Source organism: Nocardiopsis sp. LDBS1602, assembly GCF_035818715.1.
Classification (GTDB): domain Bacteria; phylum Actinomycetota; class Actinomycetes; order Streptosporangiales; family Streptosporangiaceae; genus Nocardiopsis; species Nocardiopsis alba.
The window spans coordinates 287,189-301,832 of the sequence record NZ_JAYLVW010000004.1 but is presented as its reverse complement, the minus strand read 5'-3'; the positions used below and the strand labels follow the sequence as shown (position 1 = coordinate 301,832).

11 protein-coding genes and 1 riboswitch are annotated in these 14,644 nt (G+C 71.6%); of the genes, 2 read left to right on the top strand and 9 right to left on the bottom strand.

Features of this window, described 5'->3' with window-relative positions:
- Window positions 1–23 precede the first annotated feature (23 nt).
- On the top strand, window positions 24–2,441 hold the full coding sequence (locus U9J66_RS16525) for an ATP-binding cassette domain-containing protein (RefSeq protein WP_026124847.1): 2,418 nt from the start codon (window positions 24–26) through the stop codon (window positions 2,439–2,441).
- On the opposite strand, the gene U9J66_RS16520 is transcribed toward U9J66_RS16525, so the two are convergent.
- From U9J66_RS16520 to cobN, 4 genes are read right to left on the bottom strand one after another with little or no spacing between them, the layout of a single operon-like run.
- On the bottom strand, window positions 2,426–3,220 hold the full coding sequence (locus tag U9J66_RS16520) for a cobalt-precorrin-6A reductase (RefSeq protein WP_326338100.1): 795 nt from the start codon (window positions 3,218–3,220) through the stop codon (window positions 2,426–2,428). The two genes, U9J66_RS16525 and U9J66_RS16520, sit on opposite strands and share 16 nt — an antisense overlap.
- The gene (locus U9J66_RS16515; protein WP_326338099.1) at window positions 3,217–4,752 is read right to left on the bottom strand and encodes a cobyric acid synthase; all 1,536 of its coding nucleotides are present in this window, start codon (window positions 4,750–4,752) and stop codon (window positions 3,217–3,219) included. Before U9J66_RS16515 ends, U9J66_RS16520 begins: the two co-directional genes overlap by 4 nt.
- A complete protein-coding gene (cobF, locus tag U9J66_RS16510; protein ID WP_326338098.1) occupies window positions 4,749–5,474 on the bottom strand; it encodes a precorrin-6A synthase (deacetylating) in 726 nt (241 codons plus the stop codon). The genes U9J66_RS16515 and cobF overlap by 4 nt, the downstream gene beginning before the upstream one ends.
- Window positions 5,471–9,061: a cobaltochelatase subunit CobN gene (gene cobN, locus U9J66_RS16505; protein ID WP_326338097.1), complete on the bottom strand. Its 3,591-nt coding sequence runs from the start codon at window positions 9,059–9,061 to the stop codon at window positions 5,471–5,473. Before cobN ends, cobF begins: the two co-directional genes overlap by 4 nt.
- A gap of 34 nt (window positions 9,062–9,095) precedes the next feature.
- A riboswitch (cobalamin riboswitch) is annotated at window positions 9,096–9,209 on the bottom strand.
- A gap of 217 nt (window positions 9,210–9,426) precedes the next feature.
- Here cobN and U9J66_RS16500 point away from each other — a divergent pair.
- Window positions 9,427–9,684: a hypothetical protein gene (locus U9J66_RS16500; RefSeq protein ID WP_017533706.1), complete on the top strand. Its 258-nt coding sequence runs from the start codon at window positions 9,427–9,429 to the stop codon at window positions 9,682–9,684.
- Between the two features lie 70 nt (window positions 9,685–9,754).
- Here the strand turns inward: U9J66_RS16500 and U9J66_RS16495 are convergent, their stop codons facing one another.
- From U9J66_RS16495 to U9J66_RS16475, 5 genes are all read right to left on the bottom strand, one after another.
- The gene (locus tag U9J66_RS16495) at window positions 9,755–10,777 is read right to left on the bottom strand and encodes an alcohol dehydrogenase catalytic domain-containing protein (protein ID WP_326338096.1); all 1,023 of its coding nucleotides are present in this window, start codon (window positions 10,775–10,777) and stop codon (window positions 9,755–9,757) included.
- Window positions 10,778–11,134: 357 nt separating this feature from the next.
- Window positions 11,135–11,611 carry an SRPBCC family protein gene (locus tag U9J66_RS16490; protein ID WP_017533708.1) on the bottom strand — a complete coding sequence of 159 codons (477 nt, stop codon included), beginning with the start codon at window positions 11,609–11,611 and terminating at the stop codon, window positions 11,135–11,137.
- Window positions 11,608–11,868, bottom strand: a complete 261-nt coding sequence (locus U9J66_RS16485) for an acyl carrier protein (protein WP_326338095.1) — start codon at window positions 11,866–11,868, stop codon at window positions 11,608–11,610. The genes U9J66_RS16490 and U9J66_RS16485 overlap by 4 nt, the downstream gene beginning before the upstream one ends.
- Before the next feature lie 22 nt (window positions 11,869–11,890).
- On the bottom strand, window positions 11,891–13,102 hold the full coding sequence (locus U9J66_RS16480; RefSeq protein ID WP_199806175.1) for a beta-ketoacyl synthase N-terminal-like domain-containing protein: 1,212 nt from the start codon (window positions 13,100–13,102) through the stop codon (window positions 11,891–11,893).
- 9 nt (window positions 13,103–13,111) lie between these two features.
- Window positions 13,112–14,368, bottom strand: a complete 1,257-nt coding sequence (locus tag U9J66_RS16475) for a beta-ketoacyl-[acyl-carrier-protein] synthase family protein (RefSeq protein ID WP_017533710.1) — start codon at window positions 14,366–14,368, stop codon at window positions 13,112–13,114.
- Window positions 14,369–14,644 lie beyond the last annotated feature (276 nt).

The following is a 14,644-nucleotide window of genomic DNA, read 5'->3' as shown; positions in this document are numbered from 1 at the left end:
TGGACGTCGAGGAGGTCCAGGGGATGGAAGAGACGATGAGCACCGGTTCCGGACACGCCGCCGACGGCCACGACCTGATCCGCGTGCGGGGCGCGCGGGAGAACAACCTCAAGGACGTCGCCGTCGACCTGCCCAAGCGCAGACTCACGGTGTTCACCGGGGTCTCGGGATCGGGCAAGAGCTCGCTGGTGTTCGACACGATCGCCGCCGAGTCGCAGCGGATGATCAACGAGACCTACAGCACCTTCGTCCAGGGGTTCATGCCGCGCACGGAGCGGCCCGACGTGGACCTGCTCGACGGATTGACGACCGCGATCATCGTCGACCAGGAGAGGATGGGCTCCGACCCCCGCTCCACGGTCGGTACCGCCACCGACGCCAACGCCATGCTGCGCATCCTCTTCAGCCGGCTCGGAACCCCCTACGTCGGCCCGCCCGGGGCGTTCGCCTTCAACGTGCCCTCGGTCAAGGCGAGCGGCGCCATCACGGTCGAGCGCGGGGCGAGGAAGGCGGTCAAGGCGACCTTCAGCCGGACCGGCGGCATGTGCGTCACCTGTGAGGGCCGCGGCACGGTCTCCGACATCGACCTCTCGCGCCTCTACGACGACACCAAGGCGATCTCCGAGGGCGCCTTCACCATCCCCGGATGGAAGTCGGACAGCTTCTGGACCGTGCGTCTCTACGCCGAGTCGGGGCTGGTCGACCCGGACAAACCGATCCGCGAGTTCACCGACAAGGAGAGGTGGAACCTCCTCCACCACGAGCCCGTCAAGGTCAAGATCGACGGGGTCAACCTCACCTACGAGGGGCTGATCCCCAAGATCCGCAAGTCGTTCCTGTCCAAGGACCGGGAGGCGATGCAGCCGCACATCCGGGCGTTCGTGGACGAGGCCGTCACCTTCACCACCTGCCCCGACTGCGACGGGACCCGCCTCACCGAGAGGGCGCGCTCATCGCGGATCAGAGGGGTGAACATCGCCGACGCCTGCGCGATGCAGATCAGCGATCTGGCCGACTGGGTCCGGGGGCTCGACGGGATCGAGGAGAGCGCCGAGGCCGGAGGAGGCGAGGCGCGCGGCACGGTGGCGCCGCTGCTCACCACCCTGCGACGGACCCTCGACTCGTTCGTGGACATCGGCCTGGGCTACCTTTCCCTGGAACGTCCCTCGGGCACCCTGTCGGGCGGCGAGGCCCAGCGCGTCAAGATGATCCGACACCTGGGCTCCTCCCTCACCGACGTCACCTACGTCTTCGACGAGCCCACCATCGGCCTGCACCCCCACGACATCGGTCGGATGAACGAACTGCTGCTGAACCTGCGGGACAAGGGCAACACGGTGCTGGTCGTGGAGCACAAGCCCGAGACGATCGCCATCGCCGACCACGTCGTCGACCTCGGACCCGGGGCCGGGACGGAGGGCGGAAGCGTCGGTTTCGAGGGGGACGTCGAAGGACTGCGCTCCTCCGGCACCCTCACCGGACGCCACTTCGACGACCGGGTCCGGGTCAAGGAGAGCACGCGCACGCCCACCGGGGTCCTGCCGATCCGCGGCGCGAAGGCCAACAACCTGCGCGACGTCGACGTCGACATCCCGCTGGGGACGCTCGTCGTGGTCACCGGCGTGGCCGGCTCCGGCAAGAGCTCCCTGGTGCACGGCTCGATCTCCTCCGACGCGGGCGTGGTCTCGATCGACCAGGGCGCGATCCGCGGTTCCCGACGGAGCAACCCGGCCACCTACACCGGGCTCCTCGACCCGATCCGCAAGGCGTTCGCCAAGGCCAACGGGGTCAAGCCGGGACTGTTCAGCGCCAACTCCGAGGGGGCCTGCCCCAACTGCGGCGGGATCGGGGTGATCTACGCCGACCTGGTGATGATGGCCGGTGCCACCGTCACCTGCGAGGAGTGCGAGGGGCGGCGGTTCCAGGCCTCGGTCCTGGAACACCGCTTCGGTGGACGCGACATCGCCGAGGTGCTCGCCATGTCGGTGGCCGAGGCCGAGACGTTCTTCGGCGCCGGTGAGGCGAGACTGCCCGCCGCCCACCGGATCCTGGGCCGGCTCTCCGACGTCGGGCTCGGCTATCTGCACCTGGGACAGCCGCTCACCACCCTGTCCGGAGGCGAACGCCAACGGCTCAAGCTCGCCACCCACATGGGCGACAAGGGCGGCGTCTACGTCCTGGACGAGCCGACGACCGGCCTGCACCTCGCCGACGTCGAACAGCTGCTGGCCCTCCTGGACCGGCTCGTCGACTCGGGGAAGTCGGTCATCGTCGTCGAACACCACCAGGCGGTCATGGCGCACGCCGACCACATCATCGACCTGGGCCCCGGCGCCGGACACGAGGGAGGCCGGGTCGTGTTCGAGGGGACCCCGGCCGAGCTGATCGCCGCGCGCTCCACCCTCACCGGCGAGCACCTGGCGGCCTACGTCGGCGCCTGAGAGCCCGTGTCGTCGGGGCGGGTTCCATGGACGGGCCCGGCCCGGTCGAGGTCGTCGCCCCGCTCCAGCGCGATCACCCAGGCGAAGGCGGTCTCCACGTCGTGGACGGTGGGGACCCCGATCGGGTCCGGTGGACGCCGCACCACCACGACGGGGACGTCCAGCTCCCGAGCCGCCGCCATCTTCGGCCAGGTGTAGGTGCCGCCGGAGTCCTTGGTGATCAGAACGTCCGCCCGGTGCCCGGTCATCAGCGCGCGTTCGCCGTCCAGGGTGTAGGGACCGCGGCTCGTCACCACCCGCCAGGCCGCCGGGGGAGCGGGCTCCGGCACGTCCACCACCCGGGCCAGCACCGCGCGGTCGCCGAGGGCCGGGACCAGCCTGGACAGCTCCTGTCGGCCGACCGTCACGAACGGACGCGCCCCCAGCGCGGCCGCCCGCTCCGCGGCCTCCTCGTGGGTGTCGACGTAATGCCAGGCCGGGTCGGGCTCCCAGCCGGGACGCTGCAATCGCAGCAGGGGAAGCCCGTCGTGGGCGGCCACCGCGTTCGCGCTCATGCCCAGGGCGAAGGGGTGGGTGGCGTCCACCACCGCGTCGTAGTCGACCAGGGCCGCGCGCAGTCCGGCCACACCGCCGAAGCCGCCGATCCGCACCTTTCCCACCGGCAGACGGGGGCGAGCCACCCGGCCGGCCAGCGACGACGTCACGTCCACCCCGGCCTCGACCAGCAGCGCGGCGAGCTCACGGGCCTCGGAGGTCCCGCCCAGCAGCAACAGCCTCATCGGGCGCTCCCCGCCGTGCGAGCGGGCGGGCCGCCGGGCGCCAGGACGGGCATGGGCTCGGAGCCGCCGGAACGGGCCAGCTCCAGCAGCGCGTCCACGTCCAGGTACCGCTCCACCAGATCGGCGAGCAGGTCCACCCGTCGCTCGCGCGCGGCAGGGAAGTCCACCCCCGACGGCTCCTGGTCGAGCGTCTCGGCGAGGAAGGCCGAACGGAAGGCGTCCCCCTCCAACGCCCCGTGCCACATGGTGCCGAACACGACGCCCGAACGGGCCCCGCCGGGGAAGGCCTCCACGCCGTCGCCCACGGTGATCCGGCCGTGATGGATCTCGTAGCCGTCCACGGGCGCCCCCAGCGCCTCGCCGGACGGCAGCCTCAGTGTCTTGTCCGGGGTGAAGTCGGTGCGCACGTCGAGCAGGCCCAGCCCCTCCGCGTACGCCCCGGGTTCGGCCTCCACCCCCTCGGGGTCGTGGACGTCCCGGCCGAGCATCTGGAACCCGCCGCACACGCCGAGCACCGGCCGCCCCCGGCGGGCGTGCTCGACGATCGCCGCGTCCAGCCCCCGCGAACGCAGCCAGGCCAGGTCGGCTAGGGTGGACCGGGTACCGGGCAGGACCACCAGGTCGGCGTCGGCGATGTCGCGCGGCCCCGAGGCGAAGACCACGTCGAGCCCCGGTTCCAGACCGAGCGCGTCCACGTCGGTGAAGTTGCTGATCCGGGGCAGACGCACCACGGCCACACGGCGGGCCGAGACCCCGTCCGCGCGCCGTCCCTCCAGGTCGAGGGCGTCCTCGGAGTCCAACCACAGCCGCGAATCCCACGGCAGGGTCCCGTACACGCGACGTCCGGTGAGCCGTTCGAGGTCCTCCAGCCCGGGCCGCAGCAGCTCCGGGTCCCCGCGGAACCTGTTGATCACGAAACCGGCGATCAATTCCTGGTCGGCGGGTTCCAACAGCGCCACCGTCCCGTACAGGGCGGCGAAGACCCCGCCCCGGTCGATGTCGCCGACCACCACCGTGGGCAGACCCGCGTGCCGGGCCAGGCCCATGTTCACGTAGTCGCCCGCCCTCAGGTTGATCTCGGTCGGGCTGCCCGCCCCCTCGGCGACCACGACGTCGTAGCGGGAAGCGAGGTCGTCGAAGGCGGCGTGCGCGGCCTCGGCGAGGTGGCGGCGGCCCTCCTCCCAGTTCGAGGAGGACACCTCCCCGGCCGGATGGCCGAGCAGGACCGCGTGGCTGCGCCGGTCGCTCCCCGGTTTGAGGAGTACCGGGTTCATGGCCGGCTCCGGCAGGGCGCGGGCGGCCAACGCCTGCACCCACTGCGCCCGACCGATCTCCGCGGGGCGGCCGTCGGGGCCGTGACAGACCATGGAGTTGTTGGACATGTTCTGCGCCTTGTACGGCGCGACCCGGACACCACGGCGGGCGAAGGCCCGACACAGGGCGGTGGTGACCACGCTCTTGCCGGCGTCGGAGGTGGCGCCGGCGACCAGCAGTCCGGACGCCCCGACGCGCCCCGTACCGTTCCCGCTCACCCGTTCCTCCTCAGCAGCGCGGTGTCCATCACCCAACCGGCCCTCTCCCGGGCCCGGCGCCGGGCCTCCTCGATCCGGGGCAGCACGTCGCCGACCCGGCCGGCCACCAACTCCTCGGAGTCGGTCCCCAGGTTGGCGCCCCACCACAGGGACCATGCCTCCAACCCCTCCAGACCGTGCCGGCCGGTCAGCATGACGACCAGGTTGTCCTGGCCGGACTCCACGGCCTCGCGCAGCCGACGGGCCGGGGTGATGTGGACCGGGCTCCCCACCTCGTGCAGCACGATCCGATGCCGCGCGGCCAGGAGCTGGGGCGCCCCGATCCCGGGGAGCACGTCGTAGTCCAGCGGCACGTTCCCTCGCCCGGCGATGGCCGACACGATCCGCAGGGTGGAGTCGTACAGGGACGGATCCCCCCAGACCAGGAACGCGGCGGTGCCGCCGCGCTCCGCCAACACCCGCTCGAAGGCGACCACACGGGCCCGGTGCCAGTCGGCGACGGCGGCCCCGTAGTCTGCGGGATCGTCACGGTCGCGTTCGGGATCGGGGACCTCGACCAAGGGGAGGTCGAACGCGTCGCAGACACCGAGACGCAGAGCGAACAGGTCGTCGTCCCGACGTTTGCGGGCCGCCACCGCGTAGTCGCAGCCCTCCAACGCCTCGGCGACCTCCCGGGTCAGATGTCCGGGCCCCATACCGATGCCGAGGATCCGTACCCTCATTCCGCCCGTTCCTCCAGGTCCCCCTCGACCTCCAGGTAGACCTCGGTCAGGGCCTCGAGGGTCTCCGGCTCCGGCTCCGCCCACAGGCCGCGCCGCGCCGCCTCGTGCAGACGCTCGACGATGCCGTGCAACGCCCACGGGTTGGACCGGCGCAGGAACTCCTGCGTCTCGGCGTCCAGGACGTACTCGGCGGCCAACCTCTCGTACATCCAGTCGTGGACGACCCCTGCCGTGGCGTCGAAACCGAACAGGTAGTCGACGGTGGCGGCCAGCTCGAAGGCCCCTTTGTAGCCGTGCCGGCGCATGGCCTCGATCCAGCGCGGGTTGACCACCCGGGCCCGGAAGACCCGCGCGGTCTCGTCGGCCAGGGGGCGGGTGCGGATCGCGTCCGGGGTGGTGGAGTCGCCGACGTAGGCCTTGGGCTCGGTGCCGGTCAGGGCCCGCACGGTGGCGATCATGCCGCCGTGGTACTGGAAGTAGTCGTCGGAGTCGGCGATGTCGTGCTCGGCGCTGTCGATGTTCTTCGCCGCGACCTTGATCCGCCGGTAGTTGGCGCGCATGTCGTCGGTGGCGGGAACCCCGTCCAGACCACGACCGTAGGCGAAGCCGCCCCAGTTGGTGTAGACCTCGGCGAGATCGCGGTCGTCACGCCAGTTCCCGGACTCGACCAGCTGGAGGATGCCCGCCCCGTAGGAGCCGGGCGCGGAACCGAAGATCCGCGTGGTGGCGCGCCGCCGGTCGCCGTGCGTCTCCAGATCGGCGAGCGTGTGCGCCCGCACGAAGTTGAGCCCCTCGGGTTCGTCGAGGTCGGCGACCAGGTTCACGGCGTCGTCCAGCATGGCGACCACGTGCGGGAACGCGTCACGGAAGAAACCGGAGATGCGCACGGTCACGTCGATACGCGGCCGGCCCAGCTCCTCCAAGGGCACCACGTCGAGCCGGTGGATCCGTCGGGACGCCTCGTCCCACTCCGGGCGCACGCCCAAGAGCGCCAGCACCTCGGCGATGTCGTCGCCGGACGTGCGCATGGCCGAGGTCCCCCACACCGACAACCCCACCGACTCCGGGTAGGTCCCGGTCTCCTCCAAGTGGCGGCGGAGCAGGGAATCGGCCATCGCCTGCCCGGTCTGCCAGGCCAACCGGGAGGGGACGGCGCGCGGGTCCACGGTGTAGAAGTTGCGGCCGGTCGGCAGCACGTTGACCAGCCCGCGCAGCGGAGAGCCCGACGGGCCCGCCGGTACGAAACCGCCGTTCAGGGCGTGCAGGACGTGGTCGAGTTCGTCGGTGGTCCGGGCCAGACGGGGCACCACCTGTTCGGCGGCGAACTCCAGGACCGGACGCACCTCCGGGTCCTCGCTCCGGTCGATCACGGACGCCGGATCCCAGCCGGCCTCCTCCATCCGCTCCACGAGATCGCGGGCGATCGCCTCCACCCGGTCGACCTCGACGGTGGGAGCGTCGTCCTTCAACCCCAGGGCGGAGCGCAGACCGGGCAGGGCGCGACCGACCCCGCCCCAGACCTGGGCGGCGCGCAGGATCGCCAACACCAGGTTCACCCGGGCCTCCCCGGCGGGCGCGTCGCCGAGCACGTGCAGACCGTCGCGGATCTGGGTGTCCTTGATCTCGCACAGCCAACCGTCGACGTGCAGCAGGAAGTCGTCGAACTCCTCGTCGTCGGGACGCTCCTCCAACCCCAGGTCGCGGTGGAGCTCGGCCGCGCGCATCAGGGACCAGATCTCGCCCCGGACCGCCGGCAGCTTGGCCGGGTCCATGGCGGCGATGTTGGCGTGCTCGTCGAGAAGCTGCTCCAGCCGCGCGATGTCGCCGTAGCTCTCCGCCCGGGCCATCGGCGGGATGAGGTGGTCGATGACCGTGGCGTGCGCGCGGCGCTTGGCCTGCGCGCCCTCGCCCGGGTCGTTGACCAGGAACGGGTAGATCAGCGGCAGGTCGCCCAGCACGGCGTCCGTGGCGCAGGAGGCCGACAGAGCGGCGTTCTTACCGGGCAGCCACTCCAGGGAACCGTGCTTGCCCAGGTGGACGACGGCGTGGGCGCCGAAGCCGTGCTCCAGCCAGCGGTAGGCCGCCATGTAGTGGTGGCTCGGCGCCAGGTCCGGATCGTGGTAGATGGCGATCGGGTTCTCCCCGAAGCCGCGCGGGGGCTGCACCAGGACGACGACGTTGCCGGCGCGCAGCGCGGCCAGGACGATCTCCCCGTCGTCGTTCACGTACAGCCGGCCGGGGGCGGGGCCCCACGCCTCGACCATCTGCTCCTTGAGGGCCTCGGGCAGTCCCTCGGTCCAGGCCGAGTACTCCTCCGGGGAGATCCGCACGTGGGCCTCGGTGAGCTGGGCGGAGGTCAGCCAGTCCTCGTCCTGACCGCCCGCGGCGATCAACGCGTGGACCAGGGCGTCGCCGGCCTCGGTCTCGTCCTCCAGGTCCAGTCCGGGCAGATCCTCGGGGGAGCCCAGGTCGTAGCCCTCCGCCCGCAGCCGGCGCAGCAGGCGCACCAGCGAACGGGGCGTGTCCAGCCCCACCGCGTTCCCGATGCGCGCGTGCTTGGTGGGGTAGGCGGACAGCACGACCGCGATCCGCTTCGCCTCGACCGGGACGTGCCGCAGCCGCGCGTGGGCGACGGCGGTCCCGGCCAGCCGGGCGCAGCGCTCGGGGTCGGCGACGTAGCGGGGCAGACCGTCGCGGTCGATCTCCTTGAAGGAGAACGGGACGGTGATGATCCGGCCGTCGAACTCCGGGATGGCGATCTGGCTCGCCGAGTCGAGCGGGGTGACGCCGTCCTCGGAGGCCTCCCAGGCGGCCCGGGAGGAGGTCAGGCACAGCCCTTGCAGGACGGGCACGTCCAGCGCGGCCATCCGCTCCACGTCCCAGGCCTCGTCGTCCCCGCCGGCGCTCGCGGACGCGGGAACACTGCCGCCCGCCGCCAGCACGGTGACGATCAGGACGTCGAGGTCGCCGAGGGCCTCGTACAGTTCGTCGGGCGCCGAGCGCAGCGAACCGGCGAACACCGGGACCCCGACGGCCCGACCGGTCGCGTCGACGGCGTCGGCCAGGGTGTGCGCGAAGGCGGTGTTCCCGCCGGCCTCGTGCGCCCGGTAGTAGAGGATCCCCACACGCGGCAGATCCGGGTCCACGGGCCGGTCGCGCTCGGCGAAACCCCACGCGGGCAGGGCCAGCGGAGCCTCGAAACCCTCACCGGTCAACAGCACGGTGTCCGACAGGAAGGAGTGCAGCCGACCGAGGTTGGCCGGTCCTCCCTCCGCCAGGTAGCGATGGGCCTCGGTCGCCACCCCGATCGGCACGGTGGAGTGCTCCATCAGCTCGGCGCTGGGCTGCTGCTCACCGCTGAGGACGATCAGAGGGGTGCCCCGTTCACGGACGGCGGCCAGACCGGGCCACAGGTCGTGCGGCGACCCCAGCAGCCGCACCACCACCAGATCGGCGCCGTCGACGGCGCCGGTGAGCTCCGCCTCCGTGGCGCGGGAGGGGTTCGCCCACGTGTACGCGGAACCACTGGCCCGCGCGGAGAGCAGATCGGTGTCGGAAGTGGACAGCAGAGCGACCCGTGCCGTCATGGCCGGTTCCTCCCTCGGGGTTCTCGCCCCATCGGCGGTCGGATCGCCCGAGACCAGTGTCTGGCTGACCTCCGTCATGGAGGTTCACAGTGGCGGAACCGCCCCGGACTCACACCGGGTTCCTGAAGCCACGGGCAAAGGATCATCACTGTAACCGGCGCCCCGGGTCCACACGTGCCCGGGTTCCCGATTTCGTCTCCATGGAGGAGGTCCCGGACCGGCCGCTCGGGATTTCCTACCGGAACCCCGGCGACGGTCCGACCACCCCCGTTACGATGGTCCGGCCCTTCGAACGCCCCACCGACCGGCCCCGCCTCACCGGATCGCGAGCGGATCGAAGACCCCGGATCGAAGAGAGGCGTCGATTGCACGGCCCCGACCACACCGACGACCCTCTCGGAGACGAGGCCTTCACGGTCCTCGGTCGAAGGCTCTCCGCCCGCTACGTCGAACTGCACGACCGGGCCGTGGACGAGTACGAACGGCGTTGCTGGGAGGAGCGCGTCATCGACCTGCGCGAACGTAGGAGATCGGTGGCATCGGACGACGTCGAGACCAGGAACCGCTACGTCCGCGAGTGGACGGCCCTGCTGGCGGACCTGCTCCTTCTCGACGAGGAGTGAGCCCCGGGGAGACACCGTCGAAGACGTTCCGCGACAGCGCCTCTCCGGACGGGGCTCTCTCCGGGTGGGCTCAGGGCCGGACGAGGACCTTCAACGCCTCGCGGGCGTGCATCGCCCGGTACCCCTCCGGGGTCCGCTCCAGATCGACGGACCGGTCGAAGACCAGGCCCGGCTCGACCCGCCCCTCCAACACGTCGGGCAGCAGCTCCTCGATGTAGGAGCGCACCGGGGTCGGTCCGCCGGTCAGGGTGATGTTGCCGCCGAACACCGTCGAGAAGCCGATCGGCGCCCGTTCGTACTGCGGTACGCCCACCCGGCTGACCACACCGCCGGCCCGGACCACCCCCACGGCGGTCTCGTAGGCGTCCAGGTGGCCCACCGCCTCCAGGACGGTGTGGGTACCCTCGCCGCCGGTCAACTCACGGACCCTCTCGATGCCCTCCGGACCGCGTTCGGCGACCACGTCGGTGGCGCCGAACCGGCGCCCCAGGTCGGTGCGGTCGGTGTGCCGGCCCATCAGGATGATCCGTTCGGCCCCCAGACGGCGCGCCGACAGCACGGCCAGGAGCCCCACGGCCCCGTCGCCGACCACCGTGGTGGTCTTCCCGGGCCGCACCCCGGCGGTGACCGCGGCGTGGTGGCCGGTGGTGTAGACGTCGGCCAGGGTCAACAGAGAGGGCAGCAGGGCCGAGTCCTCCTCCACCGGAAGCCTCACCAGGGTGCCCTCGGCGTGGGGGACCAGGACCGCCTCGGCCTGGGCCCCGCTGAAGATGCCGCCCTCCGGGCAGGAGGTGTGCAGCCCCTCCCGGCAGAGGGCACAGGTGTTGTCGGCGTAGGAGAACGGAGCGACCACCAGGTCGCCGCTCTTCAACCCGGTGACGTCCCACCCGGTGTCCTCGACCACCCCGATGAACTCGTGCCCCATCGGCAGCCCTTCCGGCATGGCGGGCATCGAACGGTACAGGTGCAGATCGCTTCCGCACACACAGGAGCTCACCACCCGCACGACCGCGTCGGTGCTCTCTCTCGGTTTCGGGTCCGCTACGGTCTCGACCCGGACGTCCCCCGCCCCGTACATCACTGCTGCGCGCATCTCGTCTTCCCCCGTGGAAACTCGTGGCATGGTCGGAGCGCACCCCTCGACCCTCGCGCACGGCGGGGCACTCGGGTGCGCTCGTCCCAGCAAACTAGGTTTCGCGGTCCCGCGTGGGTGAAAGTCGTAACCCGCATCGATGGTTCCGGCGGCCCGGATACCCTGTCGCCCATGCCCCAAGGGAAAGAGACGCCCTTCGAGTCCTCCTCGACCCGGATCCCGGGTGGCCCGGGGTGGTCCATGGACCACCCGACCCGGAGCCTGGCGGGGCGGGGTTCCGAGGGCAGCGCGTCCTGAGAACGCGAGAGGCCCCGACCCCGGGAAGGGTCGGGGCCCGCGGTGGCGACCGCGACCCGATCAGCCGACCGGGTTCTCGGCGAGGGCCCTGGCCTCGACCTTCTCCTTGATCAAAGCCATCTCCTTGGGGATGTTCCGCTCCAGGTTGCGGGTCATCTGGGCGTCGTCCACCGGCGCGGTCGGCTTCAGGGCGAAGTCGTGGCACCAGGTCATGAGGACCCCGTCGGGGCGGTCCTCGTACGTCCACTCGATGTTCATGTACTGGAACGCCCCGGTCTCCACCCGGTGGGCGCGCGCCACACCGGCGGCGCGGTCCATGACGCGTTCGGACACCCAGCTCCACACCCGGCCCTGCTCGTCGGGGCGCTTGGTGAGACGGAACCGCACGATGTCGTCCTCCTTGTGGAGGATCTCCACCGACTCGTGCTCGGTGAAGAGCTCGGGCCAGGAGGCGACGTCGTTGGTCATCTCCCAGACCAGGTCGTAGGGGGCGTCGATGAGGATGCTGCTCTCGGTACGTCCGGGCACGACGATCACACCCCGTCCGCGGTGACGGCGTCGCCCTCGGCGACGAAGGCGATCAGAGCGGTGGGGGAGGGCACCAGCTCGGCGTCCGGGCCCAGCTTGCGGCCCACACGGCGCTCGATCTCGGCGATGATGCCGAGGACACCGAGCGAGTCGACGCCCAGCTCCTCGAAGGTACTCGTGGAAGCGGTCGCGACGTCGGTCCTGACCCCGGCGCAGATGGAGACCAGCTCCACCAGCTCCTCGATCGTGATGTTCCTCTGGGACATGTTCCTCCTTGGAATTCCTGTTTCAGGCGTGTTCGGGATGCTTGAGGACGACCGCCGAGTTGGCGCCGCCCATACCGCGCGACAGCACCAGGGCGGTACGCGGTCGAGCGGGTCGGGGGACCCGGACGACCAGGTCGAGGCCGAAGGGCGCGTCGAGGACATGGGGCGTGGGCGGGATGATCCGGTGCTCCAGGCTCAGAACGGCCGCGGCCACGTCCAGGGCGCCCGCGCCGGCGTAGGCCCGGCCGAAGCCGGTCTTCGGGGCGGTCACGGCCACCCCCTTCGGGAAGAGTCGGCGGATCGTGGCCGCCTCGTCGGCGTCGGCCTTGGGCAGGCCCACGGCGTCGGCGAAGACGACGTCCACCTCCTCGGGGGAGACCCCGGCGCGTTCCATCGCCTGCCGGGCCGCCCACAGCAGACCCTCACCGCCGGGGTCGAAGACGCCGACACCCCCGAAGGTGCTCGCCTGCCCGGCGACGACGGCCCGGATCCGGGCCCCGCGCTCCCGCGCCACGTCGGCCCGCTCCACCAGGGCCACGGCGGCCCCCTCGGCCGGGACGTGACCGGTGGCCCCCTCGGTGAAGGGGACGTAGGCCGTGGTGGGGTCGACACCCGGACTCAGGACCTCGGATCCGACCTGGCAGGCCAGTGAGAACGGCGACCCGATCGGCGCCTCGGCGCCTCCGACCAGCATCGACGAGGTACCGCGACGCAGGGTCCGCGCGCTCTGTCCTAGGGCGTCGAGCATGCCCGGCTCGTCAGTGACCAGGACACCGCACATGCCCTTGAGCCCGTTGCGGATCGATACCTGTCCGGTGCTCGCGGCGTAGAACCAGGCGATGGACTGGTAGGGGCCGACCCGGTCGGGGCCCTCGCTCCACAGGGCCTCGATCTCGCGCTGGCCGAACTCCACGCCGCCGGCGCCACTACAGATCAGCGCACCGGTCGCGTAGGGGTCGACGGAGGTGTCGACGCCCGAGTCGCGCAGCGCCTCCTCGGCGGCGACCAGCGCGAACCGGGTGAAGGCGTCGGTCTGGACGACGAAACGTCCCTCGATGTGGTCGTAGGGGTCGAACCCGGGCACCTTCCCGCCCAGGTGGACGTGGAAGCCCTCGGTGTCGAAGTCGGGGATCGGGGCGATGAGCGTGCGCCCCTCGACCAACGCCTCCCAGTACGCCTCGACGCCCAGACCCGCGGGCGAGACCGTGCCCAGGCCGGTGATCACCGTGTCCATGGTCATCCCTCACACCCCCCTGTCCAGGACGACCGCCGACTGGAAGCCGCCGAAACCGCTGCCCACGGACAGCACCACGTCGTTCCTCTGCTCACGGGCGGTCAAGGGGACGTGGTCGAGGTCGCATTCGGGGTCGGGCGTGGTCAGGTTGGCGGTGGGCGGGACCACCCCCGTGTCCATGGCCAGGACACAGGCGGCCAGTTCGATCGAGCCGATGGCGCCCAGCGAGTGCCCCACCATCGACTTGATGGAGGACATGGGCACCCGCCGCGCGTGCGCTCCCAGAGCCCGCTTGACCGCGTCCGTCTCGTGCCGGTCGTTCTGCACGGTTCCCGAACCGTGGGCGTTGACGTAGTCCACGTCCTCGGCCGACCGCCGGGCCCGGTCCAGGGCGGTCGTGATGGCGCGCGCCATCTCGGTGCCCTCCCGCCGCAGCCCGGTCATGTGGAAGGCGTTGCCGTGGTTGGCGAAGCCCGCCACCCGGCAGCGGATGTCGGCGCCCCGACGTTTCGCCGCGGACGCCTCCTCCAGGACGAGTACCGCCGCGCCCTCGCCCATCACGAAGCCGTTCCGGTGCCGGTCGAAGGGTCGAGAGGCGTGTTCGGGGTCGTCATTGCTGTCCGACGTCGCCTTGATGGCGTCGAAGCAGGCCATGGCGATGGGCGAGATCGGCGATTCGGCGGCGCCCGTGACGACCACGTCGGCGAGGTCGTCCTCGATGGCCTGCGCGGCGTAGCCGACCGCGTCCAGCCCGGAGGTGCATCCGGTGGAGACGGTCTGGACCGGGCCGCGCGCCCCGACGAGTTCGGCGACCTCGCCGGAGAGCATGCTCGGCGTCAGCGCGCGGTACAGGTGGGGCGAGGCGCTGGAGGGGTCGACCACCCAGTCCGCCCCGCTCCGGCTCATCGTGACGTACTCCTTCTCCAGGAGTGTGGTGCCGCCGACGGCGGTGCCCATGCTCACGCCCAGACGCCAGGGCGAGAACCCCTCCAACGGGGTCCCGCTGTCGGCGAGGGCCTCCGCGAGGGCGACGGCGGTGAACTGGACGTATCTGTCCATCCGCGCGACCTGTTCCGCGTCCAGTCCGTGGGCGGCGGGATCGAAGTCGACCTCGGCGGCGATGCGGGAGCGGAACCCGGCGGGGTCGAACAGGGTGACGGCCCGGGTGGCGGTCCGCCCGGCGGTGAGCATGTCCCAGAAGGCGGTGGTTCCGACCGCTCCGGGCGCGACCACGCCGATTCCGGTGACGACGGCTTCACGCCTCATGTCGCCGCCTCCCGTCCTCCGACGAGGGGCGCGCGGGCACGGGTGGCGAGGTGTCGGGCATCGACACCATCGCGAGGTGGTGATGCTGGCTCAAGGACGTCTTCTTCCACGGGTCGAGGGCACCGATCGAGGCCGGAGGCGGGAGCGGGTCGCCGGGCGGTCCGGGGCGGCGCGGGGCACGGTCGGGACGAGGGCTGGTCGGTGGTGGAGAGCGGACACACGGGGGACGCGGAGGTCGTGTGACCAGGAGTAAGGCCTGGTCGTGGCCCGCGTTTT

Bases quoted from the DNA above. Each gene is read 5' to 3' on its own strand.
- U9J66_RS16525 (WP_026124847.1), top strand. From the start codon at position 24: ATGGAAGAGACGATGAGCACCGGTTCCGGACACGCCGCCGACGGCCAC.
- U9J66_RS16520 (WP_326338100.1), bottom strand. From the start codon at position 3,220: ATGAGGCTGTTGCTGCTGGGCGGGACCTCCGAGGCCCGTGAGCTCGCC.
- cobF (WP_326338098.1), bottom strand. From the start codon at position 5,474: ATGAGGGTACGGATCCTCGGCATCGGTATGGGGCCCGGACATCTGACC.
- cobN (WP_326338097.1), bottom strand. From the start codon at position 9,061: ATGACGGCACGGGTCGCTCTGCTGTCCACTTCCGACACCGATCTGCTC.
- U9J66_RS16495 (WP_326338096.1), bottom strand. From the start codon at position 10,777: ATGCGCGCAGCAGTGATGTACGGGGCGGGGGACGTCCGGGTCGAGACC.
- U9J66_RS16485 (WP_326338095.1), bottom strand. From the start codon at position 11,868: ATGTCCCAGAGGAACATCACGATCGAGGAGCTGGTGGAGCTGGTCTCC.
- U9J66_RS16480 (WP_199806175.1), bottom strand. From the start codon at position 13,102: ATGGACACGGTGATCACCGGCCTGGGCACGGTCTCGCCCGCGGGTCTG.
- U9J66_RS16475 (WP_017533710.1), bottom strand. From the start codon at position 14,368: ATGAGGCGTGAAGCCGTCGTCACCGGAATCGGCGTGGTCGCGCCCGGA.